General features: G+C 33.4%; 10 protein-coding genes. 1 reads left to right on the top strand and 9 read right to left on the bottom strand.

Annotated features, from left to right (window positions below):
- Positions 1 to 35 precede the first annotated feature (35 nt).
- From C4Q29_RS05265 to C4Q29_RS05250, 4 genes are read right to left on the bottom strand one after another with little or no spacing between them, the layout of a single operon-like run.
- The gene (locus C4Q29_RS05265; RefSeq protein ID WP_103981769.1) at positions 36 to 1,175 is read right to left on the bottom strand and encodes a trans-sulfuration enzyme family protein; all 1,140 of its coding nucleotides are present in this window, start codon (positions 1,173 to 1,175) and stop codon (positions 36 to 38) included.
- Complete coding sequence (locus tag C4Q29_RS05260; RefSeq protein WP_103981768.1) at positions 1,165 to 1,557, bottom strand: RidA family protein; 393 nt, start codon at positions 1,555 to 1,557, stop codon at positions 1,165 to 1,167. The genes C4Q29_RS05265 and C4Q29_RS05260 overlap by 11 nt, the downstream gene beginning before the upstream one ends.
- 3 nt (positions 1,558 to 1,560) lie before the next feature.
- Complete coding sequence (locus C4Q29_RS05255; protein ID WP_103981767.1) at positions 1,561 to 2,943, bottom strand: APC family permease; 1,383 nt, start codon at positions 2,941 to 2,943, stop codon at positions 1,561 to 1,563.
- Between the two features lie 3 nt (positions 2,944 to 2,946).
- Positions 2,947 to 3,678 carry a gamma-glutamyl-gamma-aminobutyrate hydrolase family protein gene (locus tag C4Q29_RS05250; RefSeq protein ID WP_103981766.1) on the bottom strand — a complete coding sequence of 244 codons (732 nt, stop codon included), beginning with the start codon at positions 3,676 to 3,678 and terminating at the stop codon, positions 2,947 to 2,949.
- A 267-nt stretch (positions 3,679 to 3,945) separates the two neighbouring features.
- Between C4Q29_RS05250 and C4Q29_RS05245 the strand changes: the two genes are divergently transcribed.
- Positions 3,946 to 6,681: a cation-translocating P-type ATPase gene (locus tag C4Q29_RS05245; protein WP_103981765.1), complete on the top strand. Its 2,736-nt coding sequence runs from the start codon at positions 3,946 to 3,948 to the stop codon at positions 6,679 to 6,681.
- Between the two features lie 471 nt (positions 6,682 to 7,152).
- On the opposite strand, the gene C4Q29_RS05240 is transcribed toward C4Q29_RS05245, so the two are convergent.
- The 5 genes from C4Q29_RS05240 to gyrA all read right to left on the bottom strand — a co-directional run bounded on the left by C4Q29_RS05240 (position 7,153) and on the right by gyrA (position 12,568).
- Positions 7,153 to 8,481 carry a C1 family peptidase gene (locus C4Q29_RS05240; RefSeq protein WP_103981764.1) on the bottom strand — a complete coding sequence of 443 codons (1,329 nt, stop codon included), beginning with the start codon at positions 8,479 to 8,481 and terminating at the stop codon, positions 7,153 to 7,155.
- 145 nt (positions 8,482 to 8,626) lie between these two features.
- Complete coding sequence (locus C4Q29_RS05235) at positions 8,627 to 9,466, bottom strand: SigB/SigF/SigG family RNA polymerase sigma factor (protein WP_103981763.1); 840 nt, start codon at positions 9,464 to 9,466, stop codon at positions 8,627 to 8,629.
- A 7-nt stretch (positions 9,467 to 9,473) separates the two neighbouring features.
- Complete coding sequence (locus C4Q29_RS05230; RefSeq protein WP_103981762.1) at positions 9,474 to 9,821, bottom strand: ATP-binding protein; 348 nt, start codon at positions 9,819 to 9,821, stop codon at positions 9,474 to 9,476.
- Positions 9,822 to 10,130 carry an STAS domain-containing protein gene (locus C4Q29_RS05225; protein WP_103981761.1) on the bottom strand — a complete coding sequence of 103 codons (309 nt, stop codon included), beginning with the start codon at positions 10,128 to 10,130 and terminating at the stop codon, positions 9,822 to 9,824.
- 8 nt (positions 10,131 to 10,138) lie between these two features.
- Entirely contained in the window at positions 10,139 to 12,568 is a 2,430-nt protein-coding gene (gene gyrA, locus C4Q29_RS05220) for a DNA gyrase subunit A (protein ID WP_103981760.1), read from the bottom strand.
- Positions 12,569 to 12,573 lie beyond the last annotated feature (5 nt).

The following is a 12,573-nucleotide window of genomic DNA, read 5'->3' as shown; positions in this document are numbered from 1 at the left end:
AAAAAGGTATTGTATATTTACAATACCTTATTATATTAAAAATCCAATGCATTTTCAAAGTCTGCAATTAAATCTTCTATATCTTCGATGCCGCATGATAATCTCAATAAGCAATCTGTGACCCCTTGCTTTTTCCTTTCTTCGCAAGACAAGCAAGCATGAGACATGGAAGCTGGATGGGAGATTATAGATTCGACACCACCCAAGGAAACAGCTAAAATAGGGATTTCCAACCTTCTTAAAAACTCTTTCATATCCTCTTCATTGTATAATTCAAAGGACAATACTGCTCCCCCATTTGTAGCTTGCTTAAAGTGAACTTCGTGACCAGGGTGTGTTTTTAATCCTGGATAATAGACATTCTTTACTTTTGGATGCTTATCTAATAGCTCTGCTATCTCTTGAGCATTTTTCACAGATTCTTTTAACCTAATCCCCATGGTTTTCATGCCCCTTAAAATCAACCAGGCATCTTCAACCCCTACTATTGCACCGAAATTCTTCTGGTATAGTTTTAATTTTTCATAAATTTCCTGGTCATTGGTAGCTGCTAAGCCAGCAATTACGTCACTATGGCCATTTATAAATTTACTTACACTTTCAACAACTATATCAGCTCCAAGCTTTAGAGGTTCTTGGGCTAGGCTAGTCATAAAGGTATTGTCTACAACTGTTAGTAGATTATGATCTTTAGCTATTTTTATTATTTCATCTATATCACAAATTTTAAGCAGAGGATTGGATGGTGTTTCAATATATATCATCCTTGTATTTTCTTTTATACTATTTTTTACTTCTTCCAAGTTTGCCATATCTATATAAGACCTTTCTATGGCAAAATCCGGCAAGATAGCATTTGAAAATTGGCAGGTTCCTCCATAAACTTCCAAGGGGAAAATCACATGATTTCCTGCTTCTAATAGCATAAGAGATGTCGTAATCGCCGCCATACCTGATGAAAAACTTACAGCATATTTAGATTTTTCTAAACACCTAAAGCCATCTTCTAATGCATCGATGGTAGGATTTGAAAATCTAGAATACTGGTATTTTTGTTTTTTACAATATAACTCTGAATTGTGGAAGGTTGAGGTTTGATAAATTGGTATAGAAGCTGCACCTGTATATTCATCAATTACATTATATCCATGCAAAAGTCTAGTATTATCCTTCATTTTCTACCTCAGCAATCACCTCTATTTCTACTAAAGCATCCATTGGAAGCTTAGCAACTTCAAAGGCTGATCTTGCTGGATAAGATTTTTCAAAAAACTCTTGGTAAACTTCGTTAAAGTCGGAAAAATCTTTTATATTATCAAGATATACAGTTGCCTTAACAATAGAATCCATTGAAGAACCATTATCTTCTAAAATAGCCTTTACATTGTTTAAGGATTGTTTTACTTGCCATTTTATAGAATCTTTTTCGTCAATTTGCCCAGTTTCTGGATTTATTGGCAATTGACCTGATGTAAAGATTAAATTTCCAATCTTAGTAGCTTGTGAATAAGATCCAATAGCCTTTGGAGCTCTCTCACTTCTGATTCTTTCTAACATATTTTACCCCCTATTTTTTAGTTTTTTCCAAGCCATCAATGTAAATGGTAAGACTATATAACCCACAACCATAGCTATTATAGCGAAGGTGTTTGCTACTAGATCTCCATTTTCATTGGTCATTGTAAATTGTCCCTTCCAATTGAATTGGTATAGCAAGACTAGGGTTAGACCCAAGGCTATTATAGGAATTATTAAGTCTGTTAAAGTATTTTTCTTTACATTTTCTAATACTTGTCCCTTTTCCTTACCATAGTAGAACATTATGATTGCTATTGGTACAATTACAAATTGTACAAATCTTGATATGGAACTGATGATTATTATATTTGTCATATCAAATTTGAATGCCATTGGTATCACAACAGCTATAGCTATAGTTGTTAAAAATGATACTATTGGGAAACCATTGGATGTTCTTCTGGCAAATACATGAGGCACTTGGTCTTGCTTAGCCATTGATTCTAAAATCCTTGGTGTATGGAAGGAAGCTGCCACATTGATACCAAACATTGAAATAAGTGCACCTATAACAATCATATTTCTTATAATTTTATTTGAAAATACATCTGCTAGGGCTACTACTTCCTTAGATTCTACAAGGGCTTGTGGATTAATCGCCATTGCTATTCCTACAATTCCAATATAAATCAAGGCAATTATACCGATAGCTAGAGGAATTGCTCTTGGAAGGTTCTTTTCAGGCTCTTCCATATCTTCTGAACCCGATGCAACACTTTCAAAACCAGTAAAGGCATAGAAAGCTGCAATGATAGCCATTACCCATCCTGTTAAATCCAAGTTTGATCCTAGGGCTTGACCAGATTCATCTGTTATAGTTTTGATAGCAGAAAAATTATTTTCTCCCATGATAAATACCATTACAAAACCTACGATTATAGTTGTAACTAAGGCTCCCACCTTACCAATAGTAGATAGGTTGTTGATTATTTCAAAAACCTTGGTTCCCATTAGGTTAATAACCATCAAAACAAACATCAATACTAAAAATCCCATAGCTATATTGCTTAAACTTTCATTGTTTAGGTTAAATATCTTTAGAACAGTTTTAACTACTGCTGTTCCCATTACTCCCCAGGCTATACATGCTGCTACATATCTTGTTATACCAACATAGTATCCTAGGTTATCTCCAAAGGCTGCTTTTGTATAGGCATAGGCTGCCCCACCCTTTGAAACATATTTAGCTGCTGCAGCAAAGGTAACGGCTAAAACTGTAGAAAAGATAGCAGCAAATAGGTAAACTACTAAAGCCTTATCTCCTGATTGTGCTACTACAGAACCTGGTGATAAAAATATACCGGTCCCTATTATTGAATTTATTGTAAGTAATACAATAGAATAAAATCCCAATTTCTTTTTCATTTTCTACCTCTTCTCACCCGCTTCTTTTACGAGTTCATTAAATAAGCCTTGCATTTCATCCTTTACCCTGTGTAGCATTTCTGGATGGAATTGTACACCAAGTAAAAACCTATAATTAGGATCTTCAAAGGCTTCCACTACTCCATCCGGTGCTTGGGCTGATAATTTCAAGCCTTGTCCTAGATTTTTTATTATTTGATGGTGGAAACTATTTACGCTCAAAGTATCTTTTTTGAAAATATTGTGTAATTTAGTTCCCTCTTCTACTTTTATGCTATGGGTAGTTATTTCTGGTCCATAAACTTGATTGTGTTTTATATAGTCTTTGTCACTATAGGATAAGTCTTGCCATAAGCTGCCACCATAGCTTACATTTATTAGTTGGAATCCTCTACAAATACCTAAAATTGGAATGTTTTTTTCCTTAGCCTTTTTTAATAATTTAAGGTCAAAGCTATCTCTTTCTGGTAAAACTTGTCCTAGTTTTGGATTTGGATTTTCTTCATAATTTCTAGGATCAACATCATGCCCACCAGATAAGATTAATCCATCAATTATGTTAATATATTCATCTATTACTGAATCTTCATCATTTATAGATAAAACTAAAGGTGTAGCTCCTGCTTTGATTACCGCATCAGCATAGTCTTCATTCACATATATTCTCCTATATCCAGCAAAATCTCCATTGTCTATAAGAATACTTGCTGATATACCTATGATTGGTTTTGTCATATCTTACTTCCTTTCTGTCTCTGTAATTATATATTACTTTAATATGAAAATATTTCAAAATTCTTTATTATGTTATTTTATCAGCTTTATCTTTAAAATTCCCTAATACTTTGCTATAATATTCATAATCCTAAGGGGAGTAGCTTAATAATATTTAGTCGTCATTACGGATATAAGATCCCGGCTAAGTACCGAAAGGAAGCAAGACCTAGATTGAAATATTAAGGTCTTTTTTATTTTAAATAAATTGACCAAATGGAGGGTATTATGGAAAAATTCTATCTTAAGGGTAGAGATGAGGTTCTATCAAGCTTAGATGTTGATAGCAACCAGGGGCTTACTAGCCAAGAAGCCCAGGCCAGACTTGAAAAATATGGTCCAAATGAATTACAAGAGAAAAAAGGCAAATCCTTTTTTGCTAAACTTATAGATCAATTACTTGACCCTATGGTTATCATACTTTTAGCAGCAGCTACCTTATCAGCTTTTTCAGGCGATAAAATAGAAACTGTTATTATTTTAGCCATAGTTGTCTTAAATGCTGGTCTTTCTCTTTTCCAAGAAGGAAAGGCAGAGGATTCAGTAAAAGCCTTACAACAAATGTCGGCTCCAAATGCTAAGGTCTATAGGGATGGGAAGCTTACACAAATCCCAGCTAGAGAATTAGTACCTGGAGATATAGTTGTTTTAGAAACAGGTGATATAGTTCCAGCCGACCTAAGACTTATAGAAAGTCAAAACCTATCATCAGACGAATCTTCCTTGACTGGTGAATCAGTTCCAGTGGACAAGGATGCTGAAATAATTTTTGATAAAGATACAGAAATCGGAGATCGTTCAAACTATGTGCATTCTTCATCAATCATTACCAGAGGAAGGGCCAAGGCTGTAGTTGCCAAAACTGGCCATGATACTGAAATAGGTAAAATCGCAACAAATATCCAATCTAGTGAAAATGAAAGTTCACCTCTACAAGGAAAGTTAAACAAATTATCTAAAAGCTTAGCCCTTTTAGTAATAGCAGTTTCTATCATAGTATTTATAGTTGGTCTTTTCAGAGAAGACCTAGACTGGTTGCAATCCTTGATGACTGCGGTATCACTTGCAGTTGCAGCTATTCCTGAAGGTTTAGCAGCTGTTGTTACCATAGTTTTATCTATAGGTATGAATAGGATGGCTCAAAACAATGCAATTGTAAAGAAACTATTAGCCGTAGAAACATTAGGTACTACAACCTTTATAGCTTCAGATAAAACTGGTACTTTAACACAAAATGAAATGACAGTAAAAACTATCTACACTTCATCTAAAGATTATACAATTGATGGTGTTGGATATGAACCTGAAGGTGATATAAAATTTGACGGACAAGCCGTAGATCCAGTAAATGATAAGGACTTGAAAGTATTGCTTACTGCTGCAAGTCTAAACTCAGATGCAAAATTAAACCACACAGGAAACAAATGGGAAATAATGGGTGACCCTACAGAGGGAGCCCTTATCACTGTAGCTGAAAAGGCTAAGTTAAATAATGAAGAATTAAATGAAATGCTAAAAAGAGTCAAGGAATATCCTTTTGATTCTACAAGAAAAATGATGACCACCTTCCATGAAAACTTCTTTGAAGATGCCTATGTAGCCTTCACCAAAGGAGCACCAGATATAGTAATTGACAGGTGTAATCATATACTAATCAATGGTAAGGTTGAAAAATTAACTGAAAGTTTAAAAGATGAAATTTTAAATAAAAATAGTGAATATGCTAAACAAGCCCTAAGAGTTTTAGCTATTTCTATGAAGAAATGGGAAAATTTACCTGATGATCAAGACCCTGATAAGGTTGAATCCGACCTAGTATTTATCGGACTTGTTGGTATGATAGACCCAGCTAGACCAGAGACTAAAGAAGCTATTAAGCACTGTAAGACAGCTGGTATCACTCCAGTCATGATTACTGGTGACTACTTAGAAACAGCCATAGCGATAGGTAAAGACCTGGGTATAGCTGAATCTGATGACCAAGCTATCATGGGTAAAGAACTAAATGATATGACTCCTGAACAAATAAGGGAAATTGTAAAAGTAAAGAGAATATTCGCAAGGGTTTCACCTGAAAATAAGGTGCAAATTGTAACAGCCCTTAAAGAAAATAACCAAATAACAGCCATGACTGGTGATGGTGTAAATGACGCCCCAGCTATTAAAAAAGCCGATATCGGTATAGCCATGGGAATCACTGGTACAGACGTTGCTAAAAATACTGCTGAAGTTATCCTAACAGATGATAACTTTGCTACAATAGTAAAGGCTGTTGAAGAAGGTAGGGTAATTTACTCAAATATCAAGAAATTCGTTTCCTTCCTTCTATCATGTAATATCGGTGAAGTACTAATAATGCTAGTAGCCATGTTAGTCGGTTGGCCAATTCCATTGACAGTTATTCAACTGTTATGGTTAAACCTTGTAACAGACTCCTTCCCAGCCCTAGCCTTGGGTGTGGAACCGGGTGAGCCAGATATAATGAACCAGCCACCAAGAAAGACCGATGACCAAATTATAGATAGAAATCTTGTGGATAATATAGCTACTCAAGCTATAGCCATAGCTGTAGCAACACTTGCAGCCTTCTATATTTCATTCACCTACCTATATCCAATAAATGGTGTTGAAGCTGCATTAAGAGAAATTAATATCAACAAGGCAGAAACAATTGCCTTTGCAACCTTGGTATTGTCAGAGTTGCTAAGATCATTCTCTGCAAGATCAGAAAAATATACAGTTTATGAATTAGGAATATTCTCAAACAAGAGTTTAGTTTACGCCTTTATAGGTTCAACCTTACTAACTCTAGCTGTTATCTATATTCCATTTATGCAAGTAATTTTCCACTCCCATGCCTTTGGATTAAAAGACTGGGCAATAGTATTACCATTTGCATTTTTACCATTTGTAGTTGGTGAAATTCATAAATTAGTTGAAAGAAAATTTTTCAGAAATAAATAGTTTTTTATAAGATACCAGCCTAGCTGGTATCTTTTTTTGTGAATATTTGATAGCAATTTCTGTCGTGATAAGTTTTAAAGTCGGAAATTGATTTTAAAACTTACAATTTTTGATTTTTTATAAGTATAAATTTCAAAAAATAGTTTTAAAACTTATTTTCCCATTCACAGATAAGTTTTAAAGTCGAAAATTGATTTTAAAACTTACAATTTCCGATTTTTCATAAGTATAGATTTCAAAAAACAGTTTTAAAACTTATTTTCCCATTCACAGATAAATTTTAAGGTTAATTCTTTTTCTAATATTTACAATCCTCAGCATTTAGTAAATACAAAAGATGAATTAAAAACTTACATTCTTACTGTATTTATTTTCCAGCTATCTCTAAACTATCAGAATCTAAAATCCACAAAAAAAAATGGTGTGCAGACTAGATTTAACTAATCCGTAACACCATTTTTATCTACCTAATTAAGCTAATGATCCCATTGGGTCCCAAGGTCTTAATTTTATTGGTTCTTCCTCATAAGCTACAAGTACTTCTTCAGGTAGGTAAGCTTTGTTTACCAATACTTGGTACATGTATTCGTCAAACCATTCATCTGACATTACTAGGTAACCATCTATACCACTCTTGCTACCCCATGAGTTTTCAACCTTATATCTTAGAGGTCTTTCATTCTCCATATCATAGTCAAGGCCCATAAATACCATAGCATGGGTCATCAAGGATTCGTGATAGTCTAATCTTTCTTCCTTGCTAAAATCATAATCAACATCCAGCATATCAAAAACATTTACTGTAGTTAGGTCTAGTTTTCCAGATTCTCTTGAGAAAAATTGTCCAACATCACAACCAAACCATACAGGTTCATTGGACCTGATTTGGTCTACAACAGCTTCTTTCATAACTTCTATTGGTACATTTACATATTTTACCAAGTCGCCTTCTAGTACATTTCCTAGGTGTTCAACTGTATAAGATTTGTAGTAAGGTTTATCTTTGGTTGGTGCATTTATCAATGAAATATATTGGTCAAGGTCAAAATCGATTAAATTAAAGAATTCTAAAGGACTTAATCCTTTTTCAGAATGAACTTGGTCATCCTTGTCTCTAGCTTCAAAGTCAATTTTTTCTGGTGGTGTACCTAAAGAAATTGCTAGGGCATTATAAAATTGTCCCATGTATTCTTCAACCATTGCTCTTAAATCATCTAATGATTTACCTTCTTGATGAGCTTTTCTAATATTTTTAGCATACATTCTAAGAATTTTAGTCAAGTAATCATTCATATTTGCTGATGCAGTAGAATTTGCTGTATCGGGCATGGAATTAGCAGGTACAACACCATACTTTTTCACAATATTTTTAATCATATCCCATTGACCACCATCACCCATTGGTGATGATAAGATATGGGAAACTAATCTTGAAGATGGTTCTTCATCAAGTGTTTCTAAGATTGAATTAAAGAAATAATTTGCCCTTTCTAACTTGTCATAGAAATATATGTAATTTTGTGATAATTCAAATTCTTTTAGATTATACTTTTGGCACAAGGCATATTCTAAAACATTCATAGCTGCAAATATCCAGCATCTGCCAGATTTATTTTGATTTCTTATCTTTGTTTCAGGTAAGGAAATATTGAAATGAAACCTGTTGCTATCATATTCTCTTTTATCTATACTTGCTTCTACTAGACCTGTTGAACTAGCCGCTCTTTGCGAAATTCTCAAGGCCCTATTGTTGTTAAATTCTTTAGCTTTTTCTTGTAAAAATTCTCTTTCAATTTTCATAACTTCCTCCTTGTAATTAGTTTAAATTATAGCACTTTTATTTATTATGTAAAATTTTTTTGTTAGGTGAGCCTAAATTCTTAAAAAGAAAACTGATTTCGCAAAAATAAATATACCTCTGCAAAATCAGTTCTAAATTTTAATATTAAGCTTTTATTCCCAAGACTTTTCTAAATTTTTTAATTACTTTTTTTTCTAACCTAGATACTGTCATTTGGCTAACACCTAGTTTATCAGCTATAGCTACCTGGGTCATTTTATCGAAATATCTATAATAGACTATTTTCTTTTCTACATCCGAAAAATCTTTCATAGCTTCTGTAATATAGTTCATATTGTCAACAAATGCATAATTTTTATCCTCTTCTCCTAGTAAATCAGACAAACTAATTTCACTATCTTCAGAAGAAGTATCAAAATTTTTGTCTATAGATTGTGGCGAATAAACTTGTGAAGCATCTAGGGCTTCTAAAACCTCTTCTTCAGATACATCCAATAAATCGCTTATCTCATCGATCCTTGGAGTCCTTTGTAACCTCTGGCTAAGGGTTTGTTTAGCATTATTTATTTGCTTGGATAACTCCTGGATTCTCCTTGGAACCCTTATAGTCCAGCCCCTATCCCTAAAGTATCTTTTTATTTCACCAGTTATAGTTGGTGTTGCAAAAGAAGAAAATTCAAAGCCCCTATCGACATTAAACCTATCTACAGCTAAAACTAGTCCCAAAGAAGCTACTTGAAAGAGGTCATCATATTCTATCCCCCTATTTGTATATTTCTTTGCTAGTATCTCTGCAATATACAGGTTTTCTTCAATTAAATAGTCCCTAAGACTTTTAATTTCTCTTTTGATTTTGTTCAATTCTTCCTTATCTATTTCACCCTTTGCTTTTTCTAATTTTTCTTCTTTTAGCCTCAGTTCCTCTAGTTGTTTAAACTCGTCAAAGTATTTAATATCCTTGTTTACTTGTTTTTCTTTAGCCATTATGGACCTACTTGTTTACAACTATAGTAATGCTATTTTTTTCAATTTTAAGGTCATCAGACAAGGCTAATAATATTTGTTTTTTCAATTCAAAATCTAAATCACTAGTGTTTAATTTATTAAAAGCTTCTATATCATCAAAAACTATATTTAACTTGTCCTTATCTACTTCAAATATGACCTTTACTTCATCATAGGATGGTAGCAAGTAGGTATAAAGCTCAGAAACTAAAACCTTTATATCTTCAATCTTGTCTATATCCATTTCTAAAGTATTTGCTAAAGAAGATGCTGTTAGTCTTAAGCTAGGTAAATATTTGGGATTTGATGGAATACTTAATTTTATTTTATCCATTTAATCCTCCAAATTTAATATAGTATCTAATTCAGTAATCTTAAATAATTTTACGATATTTTTCTTGGGATTTATTATTTTAAGTTTTCTGCCCCTATCTTCTACTTCTTTGTAGATTGTCATAAAGGCTCCAAGACCTGTAGAATCAATATAATCTAATGATTCTAAATTTATAATCAAGTTTTTGTCTTCTTCCTTAAATTTATTTATTAGACTATCCTTAAATTCTTCTACAGTATTGATGTCTAAATCTCCAATAAGTGAAGCTTCTAAGCAATCACCAATATTATAAATTATATCGAAAGTCATATTAACTCCTATTCTTCAGCTATATATTTAGCTGCTGCAACAATCTTGTCACCATCTTCTTTTACCCTCTTTAGGATTACACCTTGGGTTGCCCTTCCTACTGTAGATATGTCTTTGCTTGAAAGTCTGATAACTTGACCATTAGCTGAAACTAGCATAATTTCATCATCCATATTCACAAGTTTAGATGCAATTAAATTACCTGTTTTATTTGTTATCTTGTAGGTTCTAACACCCTTACCACCACGATTTTGTTCCTTGTAGTGTCTAAATAGGGTCTTTTTACCATATCCATTTTCAGTTACTGTAAATAGGTATTCTTGGTCTTCATAGATACTTAAATCTACAACAAAGTCTTCCTTGTTTAGGCTAATCATTTTTACACCCTTGGCACTTCTACCCATTGGTCTTACACTATCTAAGTTAAATACTATAGATTGACCTAGGGAAGTAACAGATACAGCAAGTTGATTATCTTCAACTTCTCTTGCAGCTATTAATTCATCATCGTCTTCTAAGCTTATAGCTATGATGCCGCTAGTTCTGATATTTTCAAATTCTTCAGAATGGGTCTTTTTGATCTTACCATGTTTTGTAGCAAGTACTAGGTAGGTATCCTTTTCTACACCAGACACTGGTACAACTGCTGATACTTTTTCACCTGCTTGTAATGGTAGGATATTGATAATAGCCTGTCCCTTAGAAGTTCTCTTACCTTCTCTTATTTGGTAAGCTTTTTTCACATATACCCTTCCCTTATTTGTGAAGAATAATATGTTGTTGTGGGTAGATGTTACAAATAGGTCTTGAACAAAGTCATCATCCTTTGTTGTCATACCTGAAACTCCTCTACCACCCCTATTTTGAACCTTGTAGGTATCTGCTGGAAGTCTCTTTATATAGCCTTGATTTGTAAGAGTAATCAATACTTCTTCTTCTTCAATTAACTCTTCTTCGTCAAAGTCACCTTCTGCTGGAACTATTTTTGTTCTTCTTTCATCACCAAATTTTTCTTTGATTTCTAAAAGTTCTTCTTTTATTACTCCAATTAAAAGTTTTTCATCAGCTAAAATAGCCTTTAGATTTTTAATTGTTTCTAAAAGTTCCTTGTATTCATTTTCTAATCTTTCTATATTTAAACCTGACAATCTCTTTAATTGCATGTCTAAAATAGCTTGAGATTGGGCATCTGTTAAAGCAAACTTCTTAGCAAATTCTTTCTTGATTTCTTCATCATCATAGTTTGATCTAATAATCTTAATGATTTCTTCAATATTATCGTAGGCGATTCTTAAACCTTCAACTATGTGAGCTCTTGCCTCTGCCTTGTCTAAGTCAAATTGTGTACGTCTTGTAACAACTTCTTTTTGATGGTCTACATAGTGGTGAATTAACTCTTTTAAAGTCAATTCCTTAGGTATACCATTTACAAGAGCTAGGTTTATGATACCAAAGGTTGTAGTCATTTGTGTTTGTTTGTACAAGTTATTTAAAACAACATTTGGATTTGCATCTCTCTTTGTTTCGATTACAATCCTTGTACCATTTATATTAGACTCATCTCTGATATCTGTAATGCCTTCTATTTTCTTATCTCTTACTAGTTCAACTATCTTTAAGATTAGTTTAGACCTATTAACTGTATAAGGTATTTCTGTAACAATAATTACATGTTTAGATTTGAACTCTTCTATATGAGCCTCTGCCCTTACTCTTACCTTACCACGTCCAGTTTTATAGGCTTCAATAATTTCCTTTTTACCTAATATATTAGCTCCAGTTGGAAAATCTGGACCTGGAATATATTGCATCAAATCTTCAAAAGAAATTTCCGGATCTTCCATATAAGCTATGGTACCGTCGATAACTTCTCCTAAGTTGTGTGGAGCCATGTTTGTAGCCATACCAACAGCTATACCAGCTGATCCATTTACTAATAAGTTTGGAAATCTTGATGGTAAAACTTTTGGCTCAAGCTCTTCCTCATCAAAGTTTGGTTGGAAATCTACTGTGTTTTTATTGATATCTCTTAGCATTTCTTGGGCTAACTTTGTCATCCTTACTTCGGTATAACGTTGGGCAGCTGCCCCGTCACCGTCCATAGAACCAAAGTTACCTTGCCCATCAACTAGTGGATATCTTGTGTTAAAGTCTTGGGCTAGTCTAACAACTGCATCATAAATAGCTGAGTCACCGTGTGGGTGAAACCTACCCATTACTTCACCGACTAGTCTAGCTGACTTTCTATGTGGTTTATTTGATAAGAGACCTAGCTCATTCATCCCGTATAAAATTCTACGGTGAACAGGCTTTAGACCATCTCTTACATCAGGTAATGCTCTTGAAACAATAACTGACATAGAATAGTCTAGATAAGACTGTCTCATTTCTTGTTCTATATCTCTTTGAATTATATTTGAATGTTGAAATTCTGTCATATACT

It is taken from the genome of Helcococcus massiliensis (genome assembly GCF_900258485.1).
In the GTDB taxonomy this organism is placed as follows: Bacteria; Bacillota; Clostridia; order Tissierellales; family Peptoniphilaceae; genus Helcococcus; species Helcococcus massiliensis.
The sequence above is the reverse complement of the archived record's forward strand: the minus strand, read 5'-3'. Positions and strand labels throughout refer to the sequence as shown.